Source organism: Streptococcus sanguinis, assembly GCF_050225395.1.
GTDB lineage: Bacteria > Bacillota > Bacilli > Lactobacillales > Streptococcaceae > Streptococcus.
Genome location: NZ_CP071431.1, coordinates 968945 through 994961 on the forward strand (window position 1 = coordinate 968945; position 26017 = coordinate 994961).

The 26017-nt window shown below is 42.9% G+C and carries 30 protein-coding genes and 1 pseudogene; 26 read left to right on the forward strand and 5 right to left on the reverse strand.

Going from position 1 to position 26017, the window contains the following annotated elements; all coding sequences use genetic code 11:
* The first annotated feature begins 40 nt into the window (after positions 1-40).
* From yghU to J1C81_RS04985, 15 genes and pseudogenes are all read left to right on the forward strand, one after another.
* On the forward strand, positions 41-829 hold the full coding sequence (gene yghU / locus J1C81_RS04915) for a glutathione-dependent disulfide-bond oxidoreductase (RefSeq protein ID WP_002914904.1): 789 nt from the start codon (positions 41-43) through the stop codon (positions 827-829).
* Between the two features lie 145 nt (positions 830-974).
* The gene (locus tag J1C81_RS04920; protein ID WP_002914905.1) at positions 975-1664 is read left to right on the forward strand and encodes a tRNA (adenine(22)-N(1))-methyltransferase; all 690 of its coding nucleotides are present in this window, start codon (positions 975-977) and stop codon (positions 1662-1664) included.
* Entirely contained in the window at positions 1651-2448 is a 798-nt protein-coding gene (locus tag J1C81_RS04925; RefSeq protein WP_002914906.1) for a Nif3-like dinuclear metal center hexameric protein, read from the forward strand. The genes J1C81_RS04920 and J1C81_RS04925 overlap by 14 nt, the downstream gene beginning before the upstream one ends.
* Positions 2449-2459: 11 nt before the next feature.
* A complete protein-coding gene (locus J1C81_RS04930; RefSeq protein WP_002914908.1) occupies positions 2460-3554 on the forward strand; it encodes an NAD(P)/FAD-dependent oxidoreductase in 1095 nt (364 codons plus the stop codon).
* Between the two features lies 1 nt (position 3555).
* Positions 3556-4066, forward strand: a pseudogene (locus tag J1C81_RS04935) (NUDIX domain-containing protein).
* Positions 4067-4088: 22 nt separating this feature from the next.
* On the forward strand, positions 4089-4913 hold the full coding sequence (gene tmpA, locus J1C81_RS04940) for a ZIP family manganese transporter TmpA (RefSeq protein ID WP_002914911.1): 825 nt from the start codon (positions 4089-4091) through the stop codon (positions 4911-4913).
* A gap of 134 nt (positions 4914-5047) precedes the next feature.
* Positions 5048-5917 carry a glucose-1-phosphate thymidylyltransferase RfbA gene (gene rfbA, locus J1C81_RS04945; protein WP_002914912.1) on the forward strand — a complete coding sequence of 290 codons (870 nt, stop codon included), beginning with the start codon at positions 5048-5050 and terminating at the stop codon, positions 5915-5917.
* 4 nt (positions 5918-5921) lie between these two features.
* Complete coding sequence (locus J1C81_RS04950) at positions 5922-6515, forward strand: dTDP-4-dehydrorhamnose 3,5-epimerase family protein (protein ID WP_015605114.1); 594 nt, start codon at positions 5922-5924, stop codon at positions 6513-6515.
* 242 nt (positions 6516-6757) lie between these two features.
* Complete coding sequence (gene rfbB / locus J1C81_RS04955; protein WP_002909476.1) at positions 6758-7804, forward strand: dTDP-glucose 4,6-dehydratase; 1047 nt, start codon at positions 6758-6760, stop codon at positions 7802-7804.
* 203 nt (positions 7805-8007) lie between these two features.
* A complete protein-coding gene (locus tag J1C81_RS04960) occupies positions 8008-8607 on the forward strand; it encodes a hypothetical protein (RefSeq protein WP_002914914.1) in 600 nt (199 codons plus the stop codon).
* A gap of 90 nt (positions 8608-8697) precedes the next feature.
* Positions 8698-9558, forward strand: a complete 861-nt coding sequence (locus J1C81_RS04965) for a GNAT family N-acetyltransferase (RefSeq protein ID WP_002914915.1) — start codon at positions 8698-8700, stop codon at positions 9556-9558.
* A 64-nt stretch (positions 9559-9622) separates the two neighbouring features.
* On the forward strand, positions 9623-10255 hold the full coding sequence (locus J1C81_RS04970; RefSeq protein WP_032909700.1) for a copper homeostasis protein CutC: 633 nt from the start codon (positions 9623-9625) through the stop codon (positions 10253-10255).
* 34 nt (positions 10256-10289) lie between these two features.
* Positions 10290-10961 carry an MmcQ/YjbR family DNA-binding protein gene (locus J1C81_RS04975; protein ID WP_002914917.1) on the forward strand — a complete coding sequence of 224 codons (672 nt, stop codon included), beginning with the start codon at positions 10290-10292 and terminating at the stop codon, positions 10959-10961.
* Positions 10962-11048: 87 nt separating this feature from the next.
* Complete coding sequence (locus J1C81_RS04980; protein ID WP_002914918.1) at positions 11049-12791, forward strand: ABC transporter ATP-binding protein; 1743 nt, start codon at positions 11049-11051, stop codon at positions 12789-12791.
* Position 12792: 1 nt separating this feature from the next.
* Positions 12793-14532 carry an ABC transporter ATP-binding protein gene (locus J1C81_RS04985; protein ID WP_002914919.1) on the forward strand — a complete coding sequence of 580 codons (1740 nt, stop codon included), beginning with the start codon at positions 12793-12795 and terminating at the stop codon, positions 14530-14532.
* A gap of 49 nt (positions 14533-14581) precedes the next feature.
* Here J1C81_RS04985 and J1C81_RS04990 read toward each other — a convergent pair whose 3' ends face one another.
* Positions 14582-15901 carry a PLP-dependent aminotransferase family protein gene (locus J1C81_RS04990; protein ID WP_002914920.1) on the reverse strand — a complete coding sequence of 440 codons (1320 nt, stop codon included), beginning with the start codon at positions 15899-15901 and terminating at the stop codon, positions 14582-14584.
* A 39-nt stretch (positions 15902-15940) separates the two neighbouring features.
* On the opposite strand from J1C81_RS04990, the gene J1C81_RS04995 reads away from it, so the two are divergent.
* The gene (locus tag J1C81_RS04995) at positions 15941-16807 is read left to right on the forward strand and encodes a pyridoxamine kinase (RefSeq protein ID WP_002914922.1); all 867 of its coding nucleotides are present in this window, start codon (positions 15941-15943) and stop codon (positions 16805-16807) included.
* Positions 16788-17354 carry an ECF transporter S component gene (locus J1C81_RS05000; RefSeq protein WP_002914924.1) on the forward strand — a complete coding sequence of 189 codons (567 nt, stop codon included), beginning with the start codon at positions 16788-16790 and terminating at the stop codon, positions 17352-17354. The genes J1C81_RS04995 and J1C81_RS05000 overlap by 20 nt, the downstream gene beginning before the upstream one ends.
* Before the next feature lie 64 nt (positions 17355-17418).
* Here J1C81_RS05000 and trhA read toward each other — a convergent pair whose 3' ends face one another.
* Together trhA and J1C81_RS05010 are read right to left on the reverse strand one after the other, a co-directional pair.
* Positions 17419-18066, reverse strand: a complete 648-nt coding sequence (gene trhA, locus J1C81_RS05005) for a PAQR family membrane homeostasis protein TrhA (protein WP_032909701.1) — start codon at positions 18064-18066, stop codon at positions 17419-17421.
* Positions 18050-18511 carry a DUF1836 domain-containing protein gene (locus J1C81_RS05010; RefSeq protein ID WP_002914929.1) on the reverse strand — a complete coding sequence of 154 codons (462 nt, stop codon included), beginning with the start codon at positions 18509-18511 and terminating at the stop codon, positions 18050-18052. The genes trhA and J1C81_RS05010 overlap by 17 nt, the downstream gene beginning before the upstream one ends.
* A 129-nt stretch (positions 18512-18640) precedes the next feature.
* Here J1C81_RS05010 and J1C81_RS05015 point away from each other — a divergent pair, with 129 nt between their 5' ends.
* From J1C81_RS05015 to J1C81_RS05055, 9 genes are all read left to right on the forward strand, one after another.
* Positions 18641-19225 (forward strand): VanZ family protein, encoded by a 585-nt coding sequence (locus J1C81_RS05015; protein ID WP_002914932.1) that lies wholly within the window; start codon positions 18641-18643, stop codon positions 19223-19225.
* 16 nt (positions 19226-19241) lie between these two features.
* Positions 19242-19970, forward strand: a complete 729-nt coding sequence (yaaA, locus tag J1C81_RS05020) for a peroxide stress protein YaaA (protein ID WP_002914933.1) — start codon at positions 19242-19244, stop codon at positions 19968-19970.
* Positions 19971-20034: 64 nt separating this feature from the next.
* Positions 20035-20334, forward strand: coding sequence for a TIGR04197 family type VII secretion effector (locus tag J1C81_RS05025; protein ID WP_173334373.1), 300 nt, complete (start codon positions 20035-20037; stop codon positions 20332-20334).
* On the forward strand, positions 20334-20693 hold the full coding sequence (locus tag J1C81_RS05030; RefSeq protein ID WP_002914937.1) for a hypothetical protein: 360 nt from the start codon (positions 20334-20336) through the stop codon (positions 20691-20693). Before J1C81_RS05025 ends, J1C81_RS05030 begins: the two co-directional genes overlap by 1 nt.
* A complete protein-coding gene (locus J1C81_RS05035; protein ID WP_002914938.1) occupies positions 20684-22318 on the forward strand; it encodes a polymorphic toxin type 44 domain-containing protein in 1635 nt (544 codons plus the stop codon). Before J1C81_RS05030 ends, J1C81_RS05035 begins: the two co-directional genes overlap by 10 nt.
* Positions 22315-22812 carry a hypothetical protein gene (locus J1C81_RS05040; protein ID WP_002914939.1) on the forward strand — a complete coding sequence of 166 codons (498 nt, stop codon included), beginning with the start codon at positions 22315-22317 and terminating at the stop codon, positions 22810-22812. Before J1C81_RS05035 ends, J1C81_RS05040 begins: the two co-directional genes overlap by 4 nt.
* Positions 22813-22874: 62 nt before the next feature.
* A complete protein-coding gene (locus tag J1C81_RS05045) occupies positions 22875-23429 on the forward strand; it encodes a hypothetical protein (protein ID WP_002914940.1) in 555 nt (184 codons plus the stop codon).
* 97 nt (positions 23430-23526) lie between these two features.
* Positions 23527-24069, forward strand: coding sequence for a hypothetical protein (locus J1C81_RS05050; RefSeq protein WP_002914941.1), 543 nt, complete (start codon positions 23527-23529; stop codon positions 24067-24069).
* The gene (locus J1C81_RS05055) at positions 24066-24611 is read left to right on the forward strand and encodes a hypothetical protein (protein ID WP_002914942.1); all 546 of its coding nucleotides are present in this window, start codon (positions 24066-24068) and stop codon (positions 24609-24611) included. Before J1C81_RS05050 ends, J1C81_RS05055 begins: the two co-directional genes overlap by 4 nt.
* 226 nt (positions 24612-24837) lie before the next feature.
* Here the strand turns inward: J1C81_RS05055 and J1C81_RS05060 are convergent, their stop codons facing one another.
* Positions 24838-25386, reverse strand: coding sequence for an NADPH-dependent FMN reductase (locus J1C81_RS05060; RefSeq protein ID WP_002914943.1), 549 nt, complete (start codon positions 25384-25386; stop codon positions 24838-24840).
* Between the two features lie 85 nt (positions 25387-25471).
* Complete coding sequence (locus J1C81_RS05065; protein WP_002914945.1) at positions 25472-25918, reverse strand: MarR family winged helix-turn-helix transcriptional regulator; 447 nt, start codon at positions 25916-25918, stop codon at positions 25472-25474.
* Between the last annotated feature and the right edge of the window lie 99 nt (positions 25919-26017).

Sequence of the window (26017 nt, forward strand, 5' to 3'; positions counted from 1 at the left end):
GATATGACAGGCCCTTGGTTTTATAAAAAAGGAGAAAAGTATGACCTATCAATTACCAAAAGTCTGGTCTGCTGCGGACAGCGACCAAGGAAAATTTTCAGGTATCAATCAGCCTACTGCAGGCGCACGTTTTGAACAGAAGCTTCCTGTCGGTGAAGAGCCTTTTCAGCTTTATTCGCTTGGGACTCCAAATGGGGTCAAGGTGACGATTATGCTGGAGGAACTACTGGCAGCGGGTATCACTGAGGCTACCTATGACCTCTATAAGATCAGCATCATGGATGGCGATCAGTTTGGCTCAGATTTTGTGAAAATCAATCCCAACTCTAAGATTCCGGCCTTGTTGGACCAGTCAGGTCATAAGCCGATTTCTGTCTTTGAGTCTGCGAATATCCTGCTCTATCTGGCAGAGAAATTTGGGAAGCTGATTCCTTCAGATTTGGCTGGTCGGACTGAGGTGCTCAACTGGATCTTCTGGCAGACAGGCGCGGCGCCCTTCTTGGGTGGTGGGTTCGGTCATTTCTTTAACTATGCACCAGAAAAACTAGAATATCCTATCAACCGCTTCACGATGGAAGCCAAACGACAGCTGGATTTATTGGACAAAGAATTAGCCAAGAAAGCTTATATCGCTGGAGATGACTACAGTATTGCTGATATTGCTATCTGGTCTTGGTATGGTCAGTTGGTGCAGGATAGGCTCTATCCAGACGCAGCTGAGTTCTTGGATGCTGCATCCTACAAACATCTATCTGCTTGGGCGGAGAAGATTGCAGCTCGTCCGGCAGTCCAGCGCGGTTTAGCTGCTGAGTATCAGGAAATCAAATAAATAAGTGTCGGGTAGGAACAAACACCCCATCATCAAGTGGCGAGACAAAATCAGTTTATCAACAAGCTGATTTTTCCTCCGCTGCTTTTTTTATGCCCTTAAAAATGATATACTGAATAGAAGAATGTTTAGAAAAGAGTAAGCCATGCAAAAAAAGACTATTTCCCAACGCTTGGAGCGAGTAGCTGCTTTTGTGCCGGATGGGGCAAAGTTGCTGGATGTTGGGAGTGATCATGCCTATCTGCCTATTTACCTGATTCAGGAAGGACGGATTGAGAAGGCTCTGGCCGGAGAAGTGGTAGAAGGCCCTTTTCAGTCTGCCCAGAAAAATGTGTCAGAGCATGGGCTGACGGAGCAGATTGAGGTTCGCTTGGCTAATGGTCTGGCGGCTTTTGAAGCGGAAGATCAGATTGACACCATCGTTATAGCTGGCATGGGTGGTCGCTTGATTTCAGAGATTTTGGAAAATGGCAGAGCTAAGCTTGGAGCTATTTCCCGCTTGATTTTGCAGCCCAATAACCGAGAGGATGAACTTCGCAGCTGGCTGGTATCTAATGGCTTTCGCTTGCTGACTGAGGATAACTTAGAAGAGGCTGGTAAGTTTTACGAAATCCTGGTAGCAGAAGCTGGCCAGCAAACTTTGACAGAGCAAGAAAAACGCTTCGGACCTTTTCTGCTAGAGCAGCAATCGCCTGTTTTTCAGCTAAGATGGCAGAAAGAACTGAAGAAACTAGAAGGAGCTCTAGCCCATATCCCAGAAAAGAATGAGCTGGAACGCTCTGCTATGTCTCAAAAAATCGAAAGTATCAAGGAGGTGCTCCATGCTAGCAAGTAAAATCATTGCCCGTTATGAAGCCTACTGCCCGCAAGAACTGTCCATGGAGGGCGACATTTCAGGCTTGCAAATCGGGACTTTGGATAAGGAAGTGGACAAGGCTCTAGTGTCATTGGATATTCGCGAGCAGACAGTGGCGGAGGCCATTGAGGCTGGTGCTGGGCTGATTATCGTTAAACATGCGCCTATCTTTCGCCCGCTCAAGGACCTAGTGGCGGATAAGCCGCAAAATCAAATCATTTTAGACCTCATCAAGCATGATATTGCTGTCTATGTCAGCCATACCAATATTGATGTCGTGGAGGACGGGCTTAATGACTGGTTCTGTCAGCTTTTAGAGATTGAGGAGACAAGTTTTCTCAGACAAACGACGCCAGAAAACGGCATTGGACGTGTGGGGAGGATTGCTCCTCAGACCTTTGGGGACTTTGCGGCTAAGGTCAAGGCAACTTTTGGACTAGATAGTTTGCGTCTGGTTACTTATGAAAAAGCGGATCTCGAACGTGTGATTGAGCGTGTAGCTATCTGTGGCGGCAGCGGTCAGTCCTTTTATCCGGAGGCCATTGCTAAGGGAGCGCAAGTCTACATAACAGGTGATATTTACTATCACACTGCTCAGGAAATGCTGACAGAAGGGCTTTTGGCGCTGGATCCTGGACACCATATCGAGGTTCTTTTTACGGAAAAATTGAAAGAAAAATTTGAACTTTGGAAGTCAGAAGAGGGATGGGAGATTGAGATTCTAGCTAGTCAGGCTTCGACCAATCCTTTCCAGCATATTTGAGAGGGAGTGACATGAAAAGAGTAGCAGTGATTGGAGCTGGAATTGTTGGCTCAACAGCGGCTTATTATCTGTCCAAATCCCCATACGTGGAAGTGACTATCTTTGATGACGGCAAGGGGCAGGCAACCAAGGCAGCTGCAGGCATTATCAGTCCTTGGTTTTCCAAGCGTCGTAACAAGGCTTGGTACAGGATGGCGCGTTTGGGCGCTGATTTTTATCAGGACTTGATTACGGAACTGAAAGCAGCTGGAATCCAGACAGACTTTTACCAACAGACAGGTGTTTATCTGCTGAAAAAGGATGAGAGCAAGCTGCAGGAGCTTTATGATTTAGCTTCTAATCGCCGAGAAGAGTCGCCCTTAATAGGGGACCTGAGTCTTCTCAGCCGTCAAGAAGCCCAGGAGAAATTTCCAGATTTGCAAGGTTTTGAGTGGCTTCTCTATGCTTCCGGTGGTGCCCGTGTGGAGGGAGCACTCTTGACGGAGACGCTTCTGAAGGTCAGCAAGGCAGATCTGGTTGAGAAAAAGGTAAGCCTGGTAGTGGAAGGCGAGCAACTTCTTGTGGACGGACGCAGCTTTGACTGTGTCATCTTAGCTGTAGGGGCTTGGCTGGGAGAAATCTTGCAGCCACTGGGCTATAAGACAGATGTTCGGCCGCAAAAGGGACAGCTACGTGATTTCAAGCTGACTGAAAAGACAGATGACTATCCTGTTGTGATGCCTGAGGGCGAGCTGGACATCATTCCTTTTCTAGCGGGAAAGGTCAGCGTCGGTGCCAGTCATGAAAATGATCAGGGCTTTGATTTGACAGTTGATAAGACGGTATTGAATCAGTTGCAGCAAGAAGCGGAAACTTACTTGCCGAGGTTGGCTACTGCAGAGATTTTAGGTGAGCGCGTGGGAACACGGGCTTATACCAGCGACTTCGCACCTTTCTTTGGAGCTGTTCCAGACTTACCGCATGTCTACGCTGCCAGTGGATTAGGTTCTTCTGGTCTGACAACTGGCCCGCTTATCGGACGCCAATTGGCCCAGATGGCTCTAGGAGAAGCGGGGCTGCTGAATCCAGCTGACTATCCTATCGAACGGTATGTGAAGAAGGTTTGATATGACAGAAACCATTTTGAATTGGGTCAATATTTGTGTAAAAAAAGATGAAGAAATCCTACTGCTTAATCGCCAGCATGATAACTTTAAAGGGTGGATACAACAAGGCGGCTTCACCAGTCTGGGGATAGAAAAAGCTTAGCTTTTTACCTTCGTAAGAGTTTCCAGAATCTTTCTTCGAAGCTGCAAGGCGCGAATTAAAAGAAGAAACAGGGCTGACTGCTCTAAACATGAAATTGAAGGGAATTTCAGGCTTCACTAATCCGAGTAAAAAAGAACGGTATGTGTATTACGATTTTCTTTGTACTGCCTTTGAGGGGCAAGTCAGGGGAAACGATCATGAAGGGGAGCCCAAATGGTGGAAGATTTCGGAACTTGGCCAAATAGATATGCAGGACGACATACGTGAACGTTTGCCTCTCTACTGGCGGAAAGGCTCTTTCGAGCGGATTCATTACTGGAATGAGGAAGAACACTGTATCGGGGAAACCAAGACGATTTTGTATGATTGACTTTAGAGAATAAGGAGAAGTTATGGACTGGTTACGATCGCAGCCTGTGGTTATGCAGGCATTCTTGGCTGGGCTTTTTACATGGGGATGTACCATTGTGGGCTCGGCTGTTGTATTTTTCTTTAAAAAGGTCAGTCGCAAGTTACTGGATATTATGATGGGCTTTGCGGCAGGCGTCATGATTGCGGCTTCCTTTTGGTCGCTTCTGGCACCGTCAATTGAATATGCGCAAAGTTCTTATGGCAAGCTGTCCTGGCTGCCGGCAGCGATTGGTTTTTTAGTGGGAGGTTTTTTCCTAAGGCTGATTGATGCAGTAGTGCCTCACTTGCACTTGAGCAAGGACATTTCGGAGGCAGAGAGTGTTCCTGAGCATAGCCGAAAGAAGCTGTCCAAGACGGCTCTGCTTTTCTTAGCCATTACTATTCACAATTTTCCAGAAGGTTTGGCAGTCGGAGTAGCCTTTGGTGCTTTGGCCGCCAATCCTAGTCCAGAAGCCTTTGTCGGCGCGATTGGTCTAGCTTTGGGAATTGGACTGCAAAACGTCCCAGAAGGAGCGGCTCTGTCCATTCCGATTCGGACAGACGGTAAGTCTCGACTTAAAGCCTTTTACTGGGGTTCCATGTCTGCGATTGTAGAGCCAATCGGTGCAGTACTAGGTGCAGTTGCTGTGATGGCCATGACGGCTATTCTGCCCTATGCCCTTTCCTTTGCAGCAGGAGCTATGATTTTCGTGGTGGTAGAGGAGCTGATACCGGATTCGCAGACCAATGGCAATACTGATGTGGCGACTTTAGGTCTCATGGTGGGCTTTGTTCTCATGATGGTCTTAGATGTGGCTTTGGGTTGATATCGACTTAGAATCAAAGAGCGGAAGAAAGCGGAATTTCCGCTCTTTTTCTTTTATTTAAGGGAAGTGAAAAGGATGACATCCGCTTTCAAAAATGGTAGAATAAGGAGAATACATTAAGAGAGGAAACTCATATGAAAGGTATTATTCTTGCAGGTGGTTCTGGTACACGTTTGTATCCATTGACCCGCGCTGCATCAAAACAGCTCATGCCGGTTTATGACAAACCCATGATTTATTATCCACTTTCAACTCTTATGTTGGCTGGTATCAAGGACATCTTGATTATCTCCACTCCGACGGATCTGCCTCGTTTTGAGGATTTGCTGGGAGATGGCTCTGAGTTTGGCATCAAGCTCTCTTATGCAGAGCAGCCAAGTCCGGACGGATTGGCACAGGCCTTTATCATTGGGGCTGATTTCATTGGAGATGACCGCGTGGCGCTGATTCTTGGGGATAATATTTACCATGGACCAGGTCTGAGTAAAATGCTCCAAAATGCTGCTGCTAAGGAAAAAGGAGCAACTGTTTTTGGCTACCATGTCAAGGATCCAGAACGCTTTGGTGTTGTAGAATTTGATGAAAATATGAATGCTATCTCCATCGAAGAAAAACCAGAGCAGCCGCGCTCTAACTATGCAGTGACAGGACTCTATTTCTACGATAACGATGTTGTAGAGATTGCCAAGAATATTAAGCCAAGTCCTCGCGGAGAACTGGAAATCACTGACGTTAACAAGGCTTACTTGGATCGTGGCGATTTGTCTGTAGAGCTTATGGGACGTGGTTTTGCTTGGTTGGATACAGGAACTCACGAAAGTCTCTTAGAGGCAGCTCAATATATCGAAACAGTCCAGCGGATGCAGAATGTTCAGGTGGCAAATCTGGAAGAAATTGCCTATCGTATGGGCTATATCACTAAAGAGCAAGTGCACGAATTGGCGCAGTCGTTGAAAAAGAATGAATATGGCCACTATCTCTTGCGTTTGATTGGAGAAGAATAAGAAGATGACGGAACAATTTTTTGATAAGGAATTAGCAGCGCGTGAGGTTCCTGGAATTCCTGGAATGCTGGAGTTTGATATCCCTGTTCGCGGGGACAACCGAGGCTGGTTTAAGGAGAATTTCCAGAAGGAAAAAATGCTGCCGCTAGGCTTCCCTGAAAGCTTTTTTGCAGAAGGAAAATTGCAAAATAATGTCAGCTTTTCTCGTAAAAATGTCCTGCGTGGTCTTCATGCTGAACCATGGGACAAGTACATCTCTGTTGCAGATGACGGCAAGGTTTTGGGATCTTGGGTAGACCTGCGTGAGGGTGAGACTTTTGGCAATACCTACCAGACAGTAATCGATGCCAGCAAGGGTATTTTTGTGCCACGCGGCGTAGCCAACGGCTTCCAAGTCCTTTCTGACACGGTTTCCTATAGCTATCTGGTGAATGACTACTGGGCTCTGGAACTCAAACCGAAGTATGCCTTTGTCAACTATGCAGACCCAGCTCTAGGCATACAGTGGGAAAACCTAGAAGCAGCAGAAGTCTCAGAAGCAGACAAGAACCATCCGCTACTTAAGGATGTCAAACCTTTAAGAAAAGAAGATTTGTAAAAAAGAATTCTTTTTTGATTTATTATTGATACTGAAATATATGATTTCACTCAGCTCCTATCCGAGCGAAGCGAGTGGAAGAAATGATTGCCGCTGTGGTGTGTAAGTCACGTAACAAATTATTTAGTTTGTTACATGACAGGGGATTTTTGAGACATGAGGCTCAAAAATAAGTAATGAAACCGGAGGTTTGCTTGCGTCCCCACCACTTAAGGCAATTATAAAAAAGTTAAGGAATAAAAATGACTGAATACAAAAAAATTATCGTGACAGGCGGAGCTGGTTTTATCGGTTCTAACTTTGTCCACTATGTTTACAATAACTTTCCAGATGTCCATGTGACAGTGCTGGACAAGCTGACTTACGCGGGTAATCGTGCCAATATTGAAGAAATTTTAGGTGACCGCGTTGAGCTAGTTGTTGGAGATATTGCTGATGCAGCCTTGGTAGATAAGCTGGCAGCTGAAGCTGATGCTATCGTTCACTATGCGGCAGAAAGCCACAATGATAACTCGCTCAATGACCCGAGTCCATTTATCCACACCAACTTCATCGGAACTTACACACTCTTGGAAGCAGCACGTAAATACGACATTCGTTTCCACCATGTGTCGACTGATGAAGTCTATGGAGATCTTCCTCTGCGTGAAGATTTGCCAGGTCATGGAGAAGGTCCAGGTGAGAAATTTACGGCTGAAACCAAGTACAATCCAAGCTCACCTTACTCATCAACCAAGGCAGCTTCAGACTTGATCGTTAAAGCTTGGGTGCGCTCATTTGGTGTGAAAGCGACTATTTCTAACTGTTCAAACAACTATGGTCCTTACCAGCACATCGAGAAGTTTATTCCGCGCCAGATTACCAATATCCTGAGCGGTATCAAGCCAAAACTTTATGGCGAAGGTAAAAACGTTCGTGACTGGATTCATACTAATGACCATTCATCAGGTGTTTGGACGATTCTAACCAAGGGACAAATCGGTGAAACTTACTTGATCGGTGCTGACGGTGAGAAGAACAACAAGGAAGTTCTGGAGCTGATTCTCAAGGAAATGGGACAGCCAGCTGATGCTTATGACCATGTGACAGATCGTGCCGGCCACGACCTCCGCTATGCCATTGATGCCAGCAAGCTCCGCGATGAGCTAGGATGGAAACCAGAGTTTACTAACTTTGAAGCAGGTCTCAAAGAGACCATCAAGTGGTACACGGACAACCAAGACTGGTGGAAATCTGAAAAAGAAGCAGTTGAAGCCAACTATGCTAAGACCCAAGAAGTGATTAAATAAGAATTGGCTATCTATGATGAGCCTTGTAAAACTAGCGCTATGTGATTGAGAGGCTGGGATTATCTGTCCCAGCCTTTTCTCACAGGATTGTTAGCTTTTTAATATGTTTGTTACAGAAAATTATGCAAAAATAGTGTAAAATAAGATAAATCCTTGCTGTGTTTTTAGCTAAAGGGATTTTCTCAAATTAAAGGAATACAAACATGAAAATGGTAAAAAGAGTAGTGGGAATTGCTTTGGTGCTGTTGCTTGCAGCGGTGCTATTTCTGGTTCCTGCATCTGTTAATCAAAGTGAACAATTAAAAAATGTTCAAGGCAGTGCTTCCTGGATGAGTATTATTGAGCCGGCTTTGAGCAATGCCAATGTGACGGCACAGGGAGTTAGCACGGAAGTTTCTCTCAATAGCGTCCAGCTTAATCAGGTGCTCAAGTCTTCTCTGGCTGACTCTGAGAATCAGGAGCTGCTGAACAGTGTTTACAGTATTGAAGGCAATAAGCTGCGCATCCAGTATCCGGTCAAGCTTCTCTTTATTGATAGTAAGCTGGACCTAGAGGTGGATGTGACGGTGAGAGATAATGTCTTGCACATCACAATCGATAGTGCCAAGCTAGGCTCTCTTCCTATCCCTAAATCTTGGGTGACAGGCATGCTGAAGCAACAAATGCAGGCCTCTAATTCATCTATCACGACGGAGGGAGATAGTTTTCTTCTAGCTCTGCCGCAGAGTCAATTCAGCATTAACAAGATCAGCTTCCAGAACGGAGCTGCTAAAATCCAGTTCAGCATGGGTTATGGAATCTAAAAAAGAAAACTTCATTTGAGGAGGAGTCCTTCCGAATCAAATGGAGTTTTTATACTATTATTTGAGTAATGTCATTGTGAGGGGGAGAAGATGCCTATTCCTAATATCCAGCAAGAGGAGCTGATTGTTATTGATGACAATCTGCGTTTGCGGGCCTATGATGGCCAGTTTGAGTTAGCCTTAGATTGGTACCAAGATCCAGATACGATTTATATGATTGATGGCAGAAGAGACCCCTATCCGCCGGAGCGAGTTCAAAGAATGTATGAATATCTTGCTAGGCAAGGTGAAGTGTATTTTATTGAAGTATGGGAGCAGGAGTGTTGGTTGGCTATTGGGGATGTGACCTTTTGGCAAGATGATTTGTCTATTATCATTGGAAATGCGGACTACCGTAGGAAAGGAGTTGGCAAGAAAGTTCTTTCTGCTTTGATGCAGCGCGCACGCAATCTAGACTATCAGAAACTAACAGTTCAAGAAATTTATGATTTCAATCAGCCCTCTCGCAGTCTATTTGAGTCGCTTGGTTTCTATCCAACTCATGCTAGGGAGAGAGGTAGGTCCTATACACTTGATTTGACCTTGCCCATAGCGCAGATCCAGCCCAGTCAGTTCTACCTTTCACGGGAAAAGCTGGACAGGATTAGCATTGATTTTGACCAACAAGAACTTGAAGCTTTACCTGTCAAGCGCATGGATGGAAAAGTTTTCTTTACTGATGGACATAGCAGAGCCTTTAAGGCATATCAGGCTGGCCTCTCTCATATCCCCATCTATTATGATAGGGATGAGCTTAACTGGGATTTTTATCAATACTGTGTTCAGGCTTGTCAAGAAAGAGGTATCTTCTCGATAGCTGATTTACAGAACCGTATCTTGTCCAAGGAAGACTATCAGACCAAATGGCTTGATTGGTGTCAAAGAGAAGCTAGAAAATTTGATAAGAGCTGATATCACGATGTTCTTGTGTTATAATAGATAGAGGGAATCAATATATTAAATCAGAGGTGAGATGATGCTTTATGAATTTTGTGCGGAAAATGTAACCTTGTTAGAAAAGGCTATGAAGGCGGAGGCTCAACGGATTGAGCTCTGTGATAACCTGGCTGTCGGTGGCACGACGCCCAGCTATGGCGTAATTCAAGCTGCAATTGACTTAGCCAAGCCTTACGGTGCGACTGTGATGACCATGATTCGGCCTCGGGGCGGAGATTTTGTTTACTCGGATCTTGAAATTGAGATTATGCTGGCAGATATCCAAAAAGCCAAGGAAGCCGGCAGTCAGGGAGTGGTCTTTGGTGTCTTGACGGAGAAGAACGAAATAGATGTTTCGAAGATGCAACGCCTGCTAGAGGCTTGCAAGGGACTGGAAGTAGTCTTCCACATGGCTTTTGACTCAATCCCAGCTGAATACCAGTTTGGCGAAATGGACTGGCTGATTGAAAACGGTGTCCAGCGAATTTTGACCCACGGAGGACCTGCCAGTGAGCCGATTGAGGAGCATTTTGCTTGGCTGGACGAATTAATCGAGCATGCTGCTGATCGGATTGATATCATGCCGGGCGGTGGCATTCATCTGGGCAATCGTCAGCAAATTATAGATAGTCTGGCAGTTGACCAGCTGCATGGAACTAAAATTGTGTTTTAAGGAGGAGTAAGCTGCGCTAGCAGCGGCTAAGTAGATGTTGGAACTATTTAAAAAATACAAGGCTAATCCAGATAAGCTTCAGACTTACGGTTTTAAGGAGTCTGATGGAGCTTACCATTTTTCGCAGGAGATTATGAAGGGTGACTTTCGCTTGGAAGTAACTATCAGAGATGGGAAGCCAGATTATCAGGTCTTTGACTGTGATACTGATGACGCCTATCTGCAGGTCAAGATGGAGCAGGTGACGGGTGAGTTTGTTGGGCAGGTTCGTGAAGCTTGTCAGGCAGAACTGCTGGCTATCCGTCAGCACTGTTTTGATGAGGTTGGCTTTCTCTATGAGCAGAGTAAGCGACTGCGGGATCATGCATCTGAGGTTTATCAGGGGCAAATAGAGTACCTCTGGGAGAAGTCGTCCAAAAAGAGCTCGACTAAAGCTGGGGTTTTCCGCCATCAGGACAGTAAAAAATGGTACGGAGCCTTTCTGACAACAGACTGGTCTAAGTTTGAAGCAGAGCGAAGCGGCGCTATTGAGGTGCTGAATGTTAAGAATGACCATGTCGCAGAGCTGATTCAGAAAAAGGGGATTTACCCGGCCTTTCACATGAATAAGAAATATTGGCTCAGTCTGCCCTTGGATGATAGCCTGAGCGATCAGGAAATCTTTGATTTACTGGCTGTTAGTTACCAGCTGACCAGTAAAAAATAGAATCGAAGCACAGCGCTCCAATCCGCTGTGTTTCATTTTTCCTCAAAAAACAGTATAATAAAAAGACTAGTAAGAATAGGAGAAATTATGAATCTCATTAGAAAATTAGCCTGGTTTTTTAAGTTGGAAAAGCGGCGCTATATCATTGGTATCTTGGCCTTGTCCTTGGTAAGTGTCTTCAATCTGATACCGCCCAGAGTCATCGGTCAGGTTATTGACCGAATTGCTAGCAAACATCTGACTTCTCAAGAGCTGCTCTTTAATTTGCTGTTGCTGATTGCTTCAGCTTTTATCATGTACGGCCTGCGTTATGTCTGGCGCCTTTACATCTTAGGGACGTCCAATAATCTGGGACGGATTCTGCGTTCGCGGCTGTTTGAGCATTTCACCCAGATGTCTCCCTCTTTTTATCAGAAATACCGTACAGGGGACTTGATGGCTCATGCGACTAACGATATCAATGCGGTTGTCAGTTTGGCTGGTGGCGGAGTCATGTCAGCTGTGGATGCTTCTATTACAGCCTTGGTGACCCTGCTGACTATGTTTTTCATTTTGGACTGGCGGCTGACCTTGATTGCCATTGTGCCCATGCCCTTCTTGTCGTGGGGCACAGGCTTGATTGGTCGTAAAAATCATGAAAGTTTTAAGGCTGCTCAAGAGGCATTTTCGGATTTGAACAATAAGGTTCAGGAGAGTGTTTCAGGAATTCGAGTGACCAAGTCCTTTGGCTATCAGGAGGCGGAGACTCAGTCTTTTGCCAAGACAAATCAAGAAGTCTACGAAAAAAATGTTTTGGCTGCCAAGTACGATTCTCTTTTTGACCCCTTGGTTTTGCTTTTTATCGGTCTTTCTTATGTTTTGACCTTGATTTTCGGTGGAATTTTTATCTCCCAAGGACAGTTTACCATAGGAGAGTTGGTTACCTTTATCACTTATCTGGATATGCTGGTTTGGCCGCTGCAGGCTACAGGTTATCTTTTTAACATCGGCCAGCGAGGGGCAGTTTCCTATGAGCGGATTGAGAAACTGCTGGCTCAGGAGTCAGATGTCAAGGAAGCTGAACACCCCCTCTCTCATGCGGAAAATGGTCGATTGGATTATGACATTCATAAGTTTTCTTATGCCGAGGAGACTAGTTTATCGGATATTCATTTTTCCATTGAGCAGGGACAGACACTGGGAATTGTCGGTCAGACGGGCTCAGGGAAGACCACTCTTCTGCGCTTGTTGCTGCGGGAGCAGGATATCCAGGAGGGGGCTATCTATCTGAATGGCCATGATATCCGAGAGTACCGTCTCAAAGACTTGCGACGTCTCATCGGCTATGTACCACAGGAACAGATGCTCTTTGCTCTGTCTATTCGGGACAATATCCGTTTTGCTAATCCCCAGCTGACAGATAGTCAGGTTCTAGCTGCCGCTCAACTCTGCGGTGTGTATGAGGATATTCAGGCTATGCCAGAGGGGTTGGATACGATTGTCGGTGAGCGGGGCTTGTCTCTGTCTGGTGGGCAGAAGCAGCGCTTGGCGATGAGTCGGGCTATTATTACCAATCCTGAAATCCTGATTTTGGATGATTCCCTGTCGGCTGTCGATGCTAAGACAGAGCATCTGATTTTAGAAAATCTGAAGTCAGAGCGTGCTGGCAAGACAACCATCATCACAGCTCATCGGCTGTCGGCCTTGGTGCATGCAGACTTGATTTTAGTTATGGAAGAGGGGCGTATCAAGGAGCGGGGTACTCACCAAGAGCTGTTGGAGCAAAAGGGCTGGTATGCCCAGACTTATCATAATCAGCAGCTGGCAGAAAGCTTGAAGGAGGAAGATTAATATGAAAAAGAAAGCAACTTTTCATCGCCTCCTAGGCTATATGTGGCGCTACAGAATAGTGAGCAGCATGGCTTTGACATTTATCCTGCTGACGACTCTGGTCACAACAGCATTGCCGCTTCTGGCCCGCTATTTTATTGATCAGTTTATCGGCCGTAACCAAGCCTGGGCTGGCCTGCCTTTGCTGGCTCTTTATTATGGTCTTTTCCTCTTGCGGGTACTTTTTACTTTCTTGGGAAAGTATTTCTTTGCGCGTGTGGCTCAAAGTGTGGTTCGGGACTTGCGACAGGAAAGTTTTGCCAATATCCAACGCCTGCAAATGGCTTATTTTGATAGAACGCCAGCTGGTGCTATCGTTTCCCGCTTGACCAATGATACTCAGGCAGTCGCAGATATGTTCAGTGAGATTTTTTCTAATTTTTTGAGCTCCTTGCTGATTTTAGTTGTTACTTTGAGCGCTATGTTTGCCCTCAACTGGCAATTGACCTTGATGATCGCTCTCTTTTTGCCTCTGATGGCAGCCTCTATCTTGCTCTATCAGCATTTATCCAATCGTCAGCTGAAGCAGGTCCGAAATAAGCTTAGCGATTTGAATGTTAAGCTATCTGAGAGTATCGAGGGAATGCGGATTATTCAGGCATTTGGGCAAGAGAAGCGATTGCTGCGGGAATTTGAAGAAATTAACGGTCAGCATTTAGGCTTCACCAATCGCTATCTCAATATCAATAGTCTCTTTCTGAGGCCGGCCATGTCCCTGCTGAAAATCTTGGCTTATGGAGTGATTCTGACTTACTTTGGCTTGACTTGGCAAGTGGCGGGAATTACGGCTGGTATTATGTATGCCTTTATCCAGTATGTCAATCAACTTTTTAATCCTTTGATTGATGTTATGCAGAATTACTCTGTTCTGCAGACATCTATGGTTGCTGCGGAGCGGGTTTTTGAAATCATGGATCGCACAGATTATGAGCCTGAGCAGGCTAACCAAGACTTGCAAATCCAAGATGGCAGCATCGAATTCAAGCATGTTTCCTTTTCTTATGATGGAAAGCGAGATGTTTTGCGGGATATCTCCTTTTCTGTCAAAAAAGGGCAGACGATTGCCTTTGTGGGTTCGACTGGCTCTGGCAAGTCCTCCATTATCAATCTTTTCCTTCGTTTTTATGAGTTTGAGCGGGGGCAGATTTTGATTGATGGCCGTGATATTAAAGACTATAGCCAGGCGGAGTTGCGGCGAAAGATTGGCCTTGTTTTGCAGGATCCCTTCCTTTATCACGGTACAGTTGCTTCCAATATCAAGCTTTACCAAGAGCAGCTGACGCGAGAAGAAATTATAGAAGCGGCTAAGTTTGTAGATGCTCATGGCTTTATCAGTCAACTACCCCAAGGCTATGATGCCCCTGTGACTGAGCGGGGAGCGACTTTTTCCAGCGGTCAACGGCAGCTTCTAGCCTTTGCTAGGACCATCGCCACCAAGCCTAAAATCTTGATTTTGGATGAGGCGACAGCCAATATTGATTCGGAAACAGAGGAGCTGATTCAAGCCTCACTGAGAAAAATGCGGCGGGGTCGGACAACCATTGCCATTGCCCACCGTCTGTCTACCATTCAGGATGCCGACTGCATCTATGTCTTAGATAAGGGGTGCATTATCGAATCCGGCAGTCACGAAGAATTGCTAGCTCAAGATGGAACCTATAAGAAAATGTACCAACTGCAGGCTGGGATGATGGAGTCTTGAAAAACCTGATTATAAATGAAAGGTGTAGAATTCATTTGGAATTCTACACCTATTTTAAATAGTCTTTTAGTTTCTCTACATTTTCTTCTAAGTTATCATAAGGCAGCTTGGCATACTGGTAAGGGCAGCTAGCAAGGTAGCTCTGTTCAAAGAAGTCAAGCGGCAGACTGCTGTGTTTGAGAGCACTGACTGAAAAAAGTGACCTCAAGTCTAACAGAATGCCGTCCTTGGTCAAAAAGCTGGCTAGCGGCAGCTGAGCTTGCTCCAGTAGTATCTGGGCTTTTCTTGCTTCCTCTTCTTGAAGCTGCAGCAGCGCCAGCCTATTTTTTTCAAACATGAGACTGTCGATGTAGAGCGATAGGGCCTTCTGCATGATGAGGTTGCTGTCGTAGTCCACGGCGCTTTTGTAAGCGATGAAGGTTTTTTGAATCTGGGGTGGAAGGAGCAGGGCAGTAATCCTTAGGGCCGGGAAAAGGCTGGTAGAAAAGGACTTGATGTAGATGACTCGTTGGCTATTATCTAGATAATGAAAGGTCAGTTCTCGCCTGCCATCAAAGTCTGATAGATAGTCATCCTCTACAATATAGACATCATAGAGCTGTGCCAACCGAAGAATCTCTTCCTTGTCCTGACGACTGTAGGAGTGGCCCAAGGGATAGTGAAAACGCGGAATAGTGTAGAAAAACTTGATCTTTCCGCTTTGAAAAATCCTCTCAAGTTCTTGCAGATTAATCCCCTGTGGTGTCCTTTCAATGGTTTCATAAGAAAGTTTTTGCGCTAGCAGAAGATCATTAATCCGATGGTAGGTCGGCTGCTCTACTAAGATACGCTCTTTTTGGTTGGGAAAGTCAATCTGTGAGAGGATATAGAGGGCCTGCTGGGTGCCGGAAGTCAGTACCAGCTGATCCCTAGAAGCATAGACAGCAGAGTCCAGCATCAGTTTTTGCACAGAGCGGCGCAGATCCTCCAGTCCTTCCTGCTGAGGGTAGTAGTTGAAGAGATAATTTTCCCGACCGATCAGAGTTTCATTTACACAGAGTCGGAAATCCTCGTAGGCTTGATGGCGGTCGTCCCTCACAGGCAACTCCAAATCCTGCTTTTCTTCCTGAGCATTCTCCAGAACATAGTAGCCGCTTTTGGGAACAGCATAGATGTACTTCTGATACTTGAGCTCAATCAGAGCCTTTTGCGCGGTATCCTTGCTACAGTGATAACGCTCCGCTAGCTGTCGAACAGAAGGAATTTTCTGACCAGTAGCCAGTTTTCCCTCTTTAATATCCTTGGTAATCTTATCAACGATGCGTTGGTATTTTGCCTTGGTCATAAAACTGTCCCCATACAGATTTGATTTTTTCATATTGTAACTCATTTTCAGATATTTTACAATAGAGAGCAAGTAGGAGGAGTCATGAAAACAAAAACAGTCATTCTGGCTACAGATATTTCTGGCTTAGGTAAGGTTGCCGCAACAGCAGCCCTGCCGCTCTTTGCAATTTGCCAGCTAGAGGTTGCCCTCTTGCCAACCATGATTTTATCGTCCCATACAGGCGGTTTTCCAGACGTCTATATAGATGATTACACGCATGGGATGCTTGCTTTTTTGAAACAATGGCAGAGCCTTGAATTCGACTTTTCAGCTCTGGTAACAGGATATTTGAAGTCTGACATACAGGTGGAAAATTTGCTGCGCTTTAAAAAGGAAAAAAGCTTGCCCCTTATCGTGGATCCCATAATGGGGGACAAGGGGAACTTTTATCAGGGATTTTCAGATGCCCATCTAGACCATATGCGTCGCCTCTGCCAACATGCCGATTTGGTTCTGCCCAATTTGACGGAAGCCTGTTTGTTGTTAGAGGAACCCTACGAAGATAGTTTATCAGAAGATAGATGGGAGGACTACTGCAAACGTTTGGCTGAGTTAGGACCGAGCAAGGTCTTGTTGACTGGCTTGCCGATGAGAGAAAACCAGATTGGTGTGACTTATTTTGATGCAAGAACAGAAGAGTTTAACCTATTTTCCAGTCCAGCTCTGCCCCAACAATTTTTTGGAACAGGTGATATACTGACGACACTTGTAGCTGCGGCTTTTGTTCAGGGGCTTGATATCAAGCAAGCCCTGCCTGTGATTTTGAAGTTTATTGAAAAGAGCTTGTCACTTAGCTTTAAAGAGCAAATTGATCCAAAGAAGGGCGTTTTTTACCAGCCCTATCTAGGAGAGCTTTTCGCTGATTTTCAAGCCTTAATGGAGGAAAAAGATGAAGAAACAAACACTTGATTTGCAAACCTTAACCATGATTAGTTTATTTGCTGCTTTGATTTTTCTGAGCATTCAGTTTTTTAAAATTCCTGTGGGAGCTCAGTTTATTCACTTCGGAAATGCGCTGGTGGTAGTGGGCTGTCTGATTTTTGGCAGTAAACTCGGTTTTTTAGCGGCTGCTATTGGATTGGGAATATTTGACTTGTTAAATGGTTATGCAGCGGAAATCCCAGTTATCTTGTTAGAAGCACTTGCGGTGGCCGCGGTGATTCATTTTCTGTACGAAGGACTCTTTCAGAGAAAGGATAAACTAAGAAATATTCTTGTGACAGCAGTAGTAGCTGCTTTGGTGAAGATTGTACTCAATATCTTCAAGTACACTCTGACAGGAACACTGTTTGGTGGGAGTAGTTTACCAGCAGCCTTTTTGCTGGCAGTAGCTAAGATTACTGGTACATTTGGCTCCAGTCTAGCGACAGTCATCGCTGTCCCAATCTTATATCCAATCTTTAAGCAAGTCAGAAAAGCACACAAGCAAAGAAGGACTCCGGAAAAGCAAGGATGAATCAATAATCAGCATAAAAAAAGAAACCGTCTGAAAATCCTCAGACGGTTTTTGTGTTTTTCTATTACATAAAATAAACGATAGCAAGGTATTGCAGAGCAGAAGCCGCTAGAATGAAAAGGTGCCAAATCATGTGGAAGTAGGGCTTCTTTTGAGCATAGAAGCCGGCACCTACAGTATAGCAGAGGCCACCAGACAGCATGAGTCCCCAGAAGACTGGTCCGGTTTGACCGATAATCTGCGGAATGATAAAGACCACCAGCCAGCCCATAATCAGATAGAGAGCTAAACTGAATTTTTCATTGACCTTCTTAGCGAAAATCTTGTATAGAATGCCAAAGATGGTTGTGCCCCACTGGATGGCAATGATGAGATAGCCAAACCAGTTATTCATTAGCGACAGCACGACTGGCGTGTAGCTGCCAGCGATGGCGATGTAAATCATGGAGTGGTCGATAATGCGCAAGATATACTTGTGGGTTGAGCCATAGGACATTGAATGGTAGACAGTTGAAGAGAGGAACATGAGAAAGAGGCTGATGACAAAGATAGAAGTTCCGACAGCAGCCACCAAGCCGTGCTCTTCATAGCTATAAACGGCTGAGATAGGCAGCAGAATCAGCATCAGAACAGCCCCTACCGCATGGGTAACAGCGTTGGCAATTTCCTCTCCAAAGGATAGTTTTTTACTGAGTTTAAGCGCGTAGTTCAAGATTTTCTTCCTCCTCATTTGGTACTTGGATTAGGGATAAGGTCTTTTGATAGAGTTTAACTGTCTGGCAGGCTGTAGAAATGATGGGTGCCACCTCTAGCTTATTGCCATTCATGTAGTCAACGAAGTCATCATAAAGTTCTCGCGAATCTGCTTCTTTATGCAGCATATTTAAAGTAGCTGAAATTTCCTGGATAGAAAAGACCGTTTTTAAGGTCGTAATGGCAATCAAGCGAGCTACTTGGCGGCGTTGATATTTTTTCTTGACCGGCTTGGCAATATAGCCATGCTTGACATAGTTGTTAATCATAGAAGCGGTCAATCCCTTGTCAGCAGCTGAAATGGAAGAGCCACAGACATTGTTTACATAGAGCAGAACTTGGTCCAAATATAGGTCCAGTTCTGGTAATTCGTCCCACTTTGGAAAAACTTGTTGAGCGTTCAAATCTTTATCACTTTCTTATCTAGTCTTTATAACTAGATGATAACATCTCTGTAAATCAAAGTCAAGCAAAAAATAGAATGTCCCATTGAAATTTGATATAATTTTAAAAAGAAGAAAGGGAGGTTTCAGATGAAAAAACAAACAATCTTTGATATGGCAGCCTTCCTAGGCAGTCTGATTTTTTGGTCTTGGCTCTATATGCGCTTTTTTAATGCCTATGTAGCCGTCGTCTTTTACAAGAATCAGCCAGAGTGGAACCTGCTGATACCAGCTTCTATCATCCTAACATTGACAGCCATTAGCTCGCTTTTTATACGCGGCCTCTACAGTCGCCACATTCCTCGTTGGCTGGTGCTAGCCAGTTACACCCTCTATTTTCTCATTCTATTCTATGCCCTCTTTTTGAAAAATATCGGCAGGCAGGGCTTTAGTCTGGACTTGCAGTCTTTTACCTATAATTGGATTTATGGAGATAAGCTGGTACCCACCATGAATATCATTATGTTCATTCCGCTGGGCTTTCTCTGCAAGCTGTCATGGAAACATGTGGCTTATTTTACCTTGGCTATCAGTCTGGTTGAGGGGAGCCAATATCTCTTTCATCTTGGCATTTTTGACTTGGGTGATTTCTTGACCAATCTGCTAGGCTTCATTATCGGCAGCTATCTACTAGAGACAGCCTTGGGTAAATGGGTTGTCCACCATATTCACTAAATGAAAGAAGGAAACTATGAAAATTCTTATCCCAACTGCGAAAGAGTTGAATCTGACTGCGCCATCTGCAATCCCGAATCCACCTTCAGCACAAACTAAAGCTGTGTTGGATGAGTTGGCAGCCATGTCAGTAGCTAACTTGGCAACTTTTTATAAAATTTCTCCAGAAAGAGCAGAGGTAGAGTGGCAAGCTATTCAGGCTTTGCGAGAAGGAAATGCACAGTATGCTCCAGCCCTCTATCTTTTTGACGGCCTCATGTACCGCCATATCAAGAGAGAGGGTTATACTGAAGAAGAGAGTCGGTATATCGAGAAGCATCTTGCTATCACATCAGCCCTTTACGGTGTCATCCCGGCCCTGGAGCCCATAGTGCCCCATCGCTTGGACTTTATGATGCCGCTTAAGTTAGATGGGAAGAGTCTCAAGGCTTTTTGGAAAGAAGCTTATGACCAAGCTCTGGCAGAAGATGAGGTGATTTTCTCCCTCCTGTCCAGCGAGTTTGAAACAGTCTTTTCTAAGAAAATCCGCCAGCGCATGATAGGCTTCAAGTTTCTGGAAGACCGAGATGGCAAGCTGAAAGTCCATTCGACCATTTCTAAAAAAGCACGTGGCGAGTTTTTAACAGCTCTAATAACTAACCAAGTGACAGAAGTCGAACAAATGAAGAAATTAAACTTTGCAGGCTTCACCTACCGACCTGATCTATCTAGTGAACAAGAGTTGGTTTATGTCAAGGAAGTGTGAAAAGGGGAAATTAGTTCTTGTAATATTTTTGTAAAATTTCCGTGATAAAATTGTTATAAAACAAATGAAGTTTTTAAGGAGTTTCAGAACTATGGGAAAAATCAAGTCGGATACTATTTCCGCTCAGAATGCTATCAGTGAATTGGTTGGGGTAGATACAAGCGATAAGCAAAATCAGCAGATAGAGTTCAGCTATACTACAGAGATTGCTGGGATGGAAGCAGGTCGTCAGGCATGCAATCAAATGCTGCAGGCTGTCAGTGACTTTAGCGCAGCTGTCCTGGCTCAGGCTAATAAATTTCCTGATATAGCTTATAAAATTGAAAAGCGTGATGTAGAGCAGGCGCAACGTTGGAGCAACTGATGATAAAAGATAAAAATCAAGAAGAACGTGAACGATTGCATAAGCAAATCATTCAGCTTGAGAATCAAGAAGAAGATCTTTTAGTTCTCAAAAGGCGTTATGAAGAGAAGGTAATGGATTTTCGTACAGATATTTGGACGATGAATGCCCAAATAGAAAATTTGATAGATCCCGTATCAGAGACTAGTTCTACCAATCGTAAAATATGGGAAGAAAACCAAGCCTTGCAGCAAACAATTGACAGCTACGTAGAGCAGGAGTTGGACAATGTTTCCAAACAAACAAGGAAAGTTCAGCAAAAATTAGATGAAAATCGAGAAAAATTGACGAAAGAAAGGAACTCTTTACCATGGGAGTAAAGTACAGTGCGTCAGAGTCTTCACAGCTGATGGAGGCCATGGCTAATAATATTCAAGTGGCCAATGAGGTGACAGACCGATTGTCTCAGGGATGTGACCACCTGATAGCCACCCTAGACTCTGGAGAACTCATGGGAGCAGCCTATACAGCGGGTAAGGGCCTCTTTTCAGAGATTATCATTCCTGCCATTAAGAAACTGCAGGAAGCAGTGGATGACATTCAAACGGAGTTAAATTCATATAGGACTGCTGATGCTCAGGTATCAGGGTACGGAAACCTTGATCTGGAACAGCTGAAGAAGACAAAAGAATTGAGAGAGCAGCAGCTAGTCTCTGTCAAAAAGACTATTGAAGCAAAAGAATCATTCTTAGAGCGCATGAAGTCTATTGCTACATTTAATATCGTTTCTCACATGCAGTCTCTGGTGATTCTTTCTAGTGCAGAGTCGCAAATTGAATCACAAATCAAAGAATTGGAAGAAAAGATTGAAAAGCTGGAGTTCTTTGTTGCTCAAGTTTCTCAATATTTCAGCGATAGTCTAGAAGTTCTTCGTCTGGCTATCCAAGGAGCCAGCCATCTAAGCCAAGTCCTAGTAGACAGCAATGGAAACTACTATGTTGACGGAGTGGATATGAGCTGGGTCAAGAAGATGAAAGAGCAGAAGATTGAGAGCATAAAATATGATTCTTCTAAGAAAACAAAAGACTTGCATAAAGAGTATCAAAGTATTTTAGACAAGTTGGAAAAGGGCAAAGAGCTGAGCGATAAGGAATTTGAAACCCTAGAATCTTATGCTCGACGTTATCCGAAAGTTCAGTTACCAGAAATTGTCACCAACAAGCTGAAGACAGAAGCTGCTAATAGAGCTAATCCAGAGAAACTACAGGAAAAGGTTGAGAAAATCAAAAAGAGTGATAAAACTTCGACCGAAAAAGCAGACCTAATCGTTAAAGCTTATGAAGATTATCTGTTCTACAATAACAGAGAAGCCTTTGAAGAGTATTGGCGAATACGTAGTGCATACAATGGTAAGTGGGATCCATACTCAGATAATCCATTTATTAGAGAAACTGAGGGAATTTTCTTGGAATCAGTAAATAGAGAAAATATAAGAAAAATTGTAGCAATGATGGGAGACGATGTATTAGATGTTAAAAAAATAGAGGATAAAAAGAAATACGATTTGATTCAAAGGGGTAGAAGCACATGGAAAAGCCCAGGAGATAATGGTTTAGTAGATAATGCCATAGCTGTCGGTTCACAGTGGGGAGCTCTTCCTGCTGATAATTTAAACTTTATGGAGTTGGTGAACACAGGCCAGCCTTTGGATTTAAAAACACGAGTTTATAGAGAAGATTACCCTTTTTCAATTTGGAGTCGGCAATGGGAAGAAGGAATGGAGTCTGACTACCTTGGGAATTATCTTTTTGGCTATGTTGGTAAAGGTTATTTAGAATCTAGTGATACATATTTGAAAGTTGGTGCAGGAATGGCTCAGGGATGGTCAGATAAGAATCCGTTGAAATATTTAGAGAACGTTATTAATGGAAATTATGGAGATAATCCAGGAGATGCTAAGACAATTCAAGATGGTATTAACGATTATAGGGAGAATTACAAATGACCTATAGGAAGAAAAAAATCTGGAAATTAGGTTGTGGCTTGCTAATATTAATCCTAGCAACTAGCATTTTTGGACTATATTTATGGGCAAAAAACATTGGTAAGTACACTCTGCAACCAGGTCAAAGTGTTGAATTGAAAGTTTTTTCTAAAACAGAGCAGCTGGAGTATAATTCGGAATTGATTTTAGAAAAAAAAGATGATGCTAAATTAAAATTATCAGGCAGAAAAGGATGGGGGATGAAAGGAAGTAATACGGTTTATAATGTTGAGAAGCAGTCAATAACTGAGATTATTATTTCTAAAGATGGAACAGAGCGCAAAGACTTACCGAATGATAAGAGTAAAAGTATCTATTTAGAGAGTGATGGAATAGTGGTTCAAGGGGAAATAAAGGAAGTATTTGGGGTGACGGAAGAAACCCCCTACACGATTACCATTACCAATGTGGACGACAAACCAGCACGCTTTGAAGCTCAAGTGGTAGATAGGTAAAGTTTAGGAAGGATTTGATTTCTCTCAGTCCTAGTTTTTTATTAATATGATGGTATTGAAAAATGAAGAAAACGAAATCTATGGTTATCATAGGCGGCTTTCAAGGTCGAAACATCTTTTATGATGTGAAAAGAAAAAAAGTATATTCTAATAAAGTAAATGAGAGAGTTTTTCCTAATCTCAGATGGTTAGTAATCTCCTTTGGAATTCTAGGAAATGCTTTTCTCATTCAAGTAAACAATATAAAATTTGAATCCCCTATTTTCAAAGTAATTGTTTTATGTACGACTCTTATTCTTATATCTTTGGTTTGTCACTTTGGATTTAAAGATGAGTATTTAGGGCAAAACGTTGAGGTGTTTAATCCCAAATTATATGAACATGTTGGTTGGTTGAATTTTTTAGAAGAAGAGAGAAACCGATTATACATTCTGCTTATTACATTTGCAGTGAGTTCCTTCTTGACTGTTTTTCAAATGAGAGAATATTTGAACGCTCCTACTATGACAAACTTAATAGAAGTTATTGCCTTTTATTTTATATTTTATATGGCAATAGCCAAAAGCAATTTTATGAAAAGAATGACGGCAATAAAGCAATTGATGAAAAATAAATAAAGAGTTTTAGCTTATAATCTATGGATCAAGGTAATGTATGAACAATTATTGAATGGAAGTGCTATGATTATGAACCGTCTCTACTTGGAGTAAATCAATGAATAAGAATGTATTTTGGTTGAGTAATTTCGGAGATAAAAATATTTTTTATGATAGAAAAACTGGACAACTATACTCTATAGATAAGAAAGAAGAGAAAGCTCCTAATCTCACTTGGGCTATTCTTCCTGCTTCCTTTCTTTTACGAAACATTTATTCAGAAGCAACAGCACCTCAGGTTGCCAGTGTGCCTATCAGAATATTTATTTTGTGTTCGACTATTCTCTGCGTTTTAGTTTTGATAATATTTGTTCTAAGAAATATTAGAAAAGGAACTATGAAAAATTTTAATCAGAAACTTTATTTTGACTGGCCTAATTTTCTTTATAACCAACAAACACAAAGTAAAGGAATACTGTTTTTTGGGACTATACTATTTTTTACGTCAATTAAATTTATAATTGATTATTATTTTTCAGGAAGCTTCCTTTATTTTATGGGTATAATTGGTTTTCTCCCGGCATCTGGGCTCATGTTAATAGGAAATAGACCGTTAGAGAAATTGATTATCCTTAAAAGTTTGGAAAAGCAATTGAAATGAAGAAAGAAGAATATTTAACCTATCTCTTAACCTTTCAGGGTAGAAACTATTATTTGGAACTTAAAACTAATAAAATTTATGCAAATGTTCATAGTCCACAATTCCATCTAGATCTCACGAAATATGTTCCCGCAGCTAGCATTCTGCTGCTACATGGATTTACTTCTGTTTCAAATAGCCACTTGTCCTTCCTATGGAAAATAATCTTGTTAGTTTTGGGTTATGTTATTGTTGGGTATCTAGTAGAATTGCTTGCAAGGACAAGAAAAGAGCCGTCATTTAAAGAGTTTCATTTTGAAACACTACCTATAAAAAATGAGTTTTTATATATTTTTAGTCGAAATATATATGGGAAGTTTGGAATTGGCTTAATTTTTGCTGTTTTTGCCATCTATCAATCTGTTGAGTATTTAAGCAAAGGCAGCTATTTGTCTTATTTGCTAAGTGACATGGACTTCTTTATTGCTTATTTTGGTCTCATAAGGTCCCATTTATTCAAACAGATAAAAATTCTAAAAAGATTAAAAAAGAAGAATACTTAGAATATGATAATAAGGATGAAATTGTTTTATTGGGAATATGGCTAGATCAGAAAAGAAGATACAATCAAAGATAGAAGATAAATTATCTCAAATTCCTTATCCTAAATATTCTTTAGCTGATTTATAATACCTGTTCCTGTCAGTAAAGTATTCTAAAACCCCTCGCAATTATTTGCGAGGGGTTAGTGTCTTATAAGTTTTCTTTTCTTTTTATAATCTTCTCTTTTTAGTTAAGGGCTGCTAAAAGAGCATCAGCCTGTGCTGAGAGTTCAGCAAGTTTGTCTTCTGCGACAGTCAGTTGACCAGTTCCCCATGCTTCTGGGTTGATACCAACACCTGTGAATGGTTCTACCACGTTCATACGGATGAATGGCAGCAGGCTGCGGTAGTGCTTGAATACTTCATCTGGTGATGTGCCGTTAGCTACAGATGAAACAGTAACAACCTTAGCATTCAGAGCAGATGGACCAGTTGGGTCTGACAGATCCAAAGCGCGTGAAGCCCAGTCCAAGAGGTTTTTCACTACTCCTGGAATAGCCCAGTTGTAGACAGGTGAGAAAATCCAGATGGCATCAGCGGCCAAGATTTCTTCACGAACCTTAGCAACAGTAGCTGGAGCAGGACTTTCGATGTCTTGGTTGAAGAATGGTACATCTTTGTAATCAAGATATGAAACTTCTGCCTTGCCAGTCAAAGCTTTTTCAGCTTGCTCAGCCAATTGGTGGTTGAAAGAACCTTGACGAAGCGAGCCGACGATGAATAATACTTTAGACATTGCATTGTCTCCTTTTTTATAATATAAAGAGATATTTCTCTTGTTACAATATATGTTACAACATTAATCACTAGTTAGCAATTATTTAGCTCATTTTTTTGAAATTTTTTAGAATGCGAATCAAATCTTGTTTATCGTCTTCTTTGAGAATGGAAAGAGCTTGCTGAATGTTTTTGATATGATCAGGCAGGGCGGCTTCAATTTTAGCTCTGCCTTGTTCTGTCAAACCAATCAAAAAAGCCCGGCGGTCATTTGGGTCGCAGGTGCGGACAATCCAGCCGTCGCGTTCCATATTTTTGATGACAACAGTCATGTTGCCAGAAGTAGCCAATATGCGGTCAATCAGGTCCTGAATACGCAGTTCCCCTTTGCTGTACAAGGTTTCTAAGACGGAAAACTGAGTAGGAGTCAAATCATGCTTTTTAAAAATCTGGGCTTCAATGGCACGGATGGTTCTTGCTGCCTTGTGAAAGACAATCATAGTTTTCAAATCAAGCAGAGCTTCTTTGTTTAAATCGTCTGTAATCTTCATAACAATATTTTACCAATAAATAGTATCATATGCAAGGATATTGCTTTAGAATTTTGAGAATATTCTCATCAAAAAAAGATAGAAAAATAGGAGTATTTG

Excerpts from the sequence above, each read along its gene's own strand:
- J1C81_RS05035 (WP_002914938.1), top strand. The coding sequence starts at position 20,684 with ATGGGAGTAAAGTACAGTGCGTCAGAGTCTTCACAGCTGATGGAGGCC.
- J1C81_RS05000 (WP_002914924.1), top strand. The coding sequence starts at position 16,788 with ATGAAGAAACAAACACTTGATTTGCAAACCTTAACCATGATTAGTTTA.
- J1C81_RS04970 (WP_032909700.1), top strand. The coding sequence starts at position 9,623 with ATGCTTTATGAATTTTGTGCGGAAAATGTAACCTTGTTAGAAAAGGCT.
- rfbA (WP_002914912.1), top strand. The coding sequence starts at position 5,048 with ATGAAAGGTATTATTCTTGCAGGTGGTTCTGGTACACGTTTGTATCCA.
- J1C81_RS05040 (WP_002914939.1), top strand. The coding sequence starts at position 22,315 with ATGACCTATAGGAAGAAAAAAATCTGGAAATTAGGTTGTGGCTTGCTA.
- J1C81_RS04980 (WP_002914918.1), top strand. The coding sequence starts at position 11,049 with ATGAATCTCATTAGAAAATTAGCCTGGTTTTTTAAGTTGGAAAAGCGG.
- J1C81_RS04995 (WP_002914922.1), top strand. The coding sequence starts at position 15,941 with ATGAAAACAAAAACAGTCATTCTGGCTACAGATATTTCTGGCTTAGGT.
- J1C81_RS04930 (WP_002914908.1), top strand. The coding sequence starts at position 2,460 with ATGAAAAGAGTAGCAGTGATTGGAGCTGGAATTGTTGGCTCAACAGCG.
- J1C81_RS05015 (WP_002914932.1), top strand. The coding sequence starts at position 18,641 with ATGAAAAAACAAACAATCTTTGATATGGCAGCCTTCCTAGGCAGTCTG.
- J1C81_RS04925 (WP_002914906.1), top strand. The coding sequence starts at position 1,651 with ATGCTAGCAAGTAAAATCATTGCCCGTTATGAAGCCTACTGCCCGCAA.
- J1C81_RS04920 (WP_002914905.1), top strand. The coding sequence starts at position 975 with ATGCAAAAAAAGACTATTTCCCAACGCTTGGAGCGAGTAGCTGCTTTT.
- J1C81_RS05030 (WP_002914937.1), top strand. The coding sequence starts at position 20,334 with ATGATAAAAGATAAAAATCAAGAAGAACGTGAACGATTGCATAAGCAA.
- J1C81_RS04950 (WP_015605114.1), top strand. The coding sequence starts at position 5,922 with ATGACGGAACAATTTTTTGATAAGGAATTAGCAGCGCGTGAGGTTCCT.
- J1C81_RS05050 (WP_002914941.1), top strand. The coding sequence starts at position 23,527 with ATGAATAAGAATGTATTTTGGTTGAGTAATTTCGGAGATAAAAATATT.
- J1C81_RS05060 (WP_002914943.1), bottom strand. The coding sequence starts at position 25,386 with ATGTCTAAAGTATTATTCATCGTCGGCTCGCTTCGTCAAGGTTCTTTC.
- J1C81_RS04960 (WP_002914914.1), top strand. The coding sequence starts at position 8,008 with ATGAAAATGGTAAAAAGAGTAGTGGGAATTGCTTTGGTGCTGTTGCTT.
- J1C81_RS04985 (WP_002914919.1), top strand. The coding sequence starts at position 12,793 with ATGAAAAAGAAAGCAACTTTTCATCGCCTCCTAGGCTATATGTGGCGC.
- J1C81_RS05055 (WP_002914942.1), top strand. The coding sequence starts at position 24,066 with ATGAAGAAAGAAGAATATTTAACCTATCTCTTAACCTTTCAGGGTAGA.
- rfbB (WP_002909476.1), top strand. The coding sequence starts at position 6,758 with ATGACTGAATACAAAAAAATTATCGTGACAGGCGGAGCTGGTTTTATC.
- J1C81_RS04965 (WP_002914915.1), top strand. The coding sequence starts at position 8,698 with ATGCCTATTCCTAATATCCAGCAAGAGGAGCTGATTGTTATTGATGAC.
- J1C81_RS04990 (WP_002914920.1), bottom strand. The coding sequence starts at position 15,901 with ATGAGTTACAATATGAAAAAATCAAATCTGTATGGGGACAGTTTTATG.
- J1C81_RS05045 (WP_002914940.1), top strand. The coding sequence starts at position 22,875 with ATGAAGAAAACGAAATCTATGGTTATCATAGGCGGCTTTCAAGGTCGA.
- J1C81_RS04975 (WP_002914917.1), top strand. The coding sequence starts at position 10,290 with ATGTTGGAACTATTTAAAAAATACAAGGCTAATCCAGATAAGCTTCAG.
- J1C81_RS05065 (WP_002914945.1), bottom strand. The coding sequence starts at position 25,918 with ATGAAGATTACAGACGATTTAAACAAAGAAGCTCTGCTTGATTTGAAA.
- yghU (WP_002914904.1), top strand. The coding sequence starts at position 41 with ATGACCTATCAATTACCAAAAGTCTGGTCTGCTGCGGACAGCGACCAA.
- yaaA (WP_002914933.1), top strand. The coding sequence starts at position 19,242 with ATGAAAATTCTTATCCCAACTGCGAAAGAGTTGAATCTGACTGCGCCA.
- tmpA (WP_002914911.1), top strand. The coding sequence starts at position 4,089 with ATGGACTGGTTACGATCGCAGCCTGTGGTTATGCAGGCATTCTTGGCT.
- J1C81_RS05025 (WP_173334373.1), top strand. The coding sequence starts at position 20,035 with ATGAAGTTTTTAAGGAGTTTCAGAACTATGGGAAAAATCAAGTCGGAT.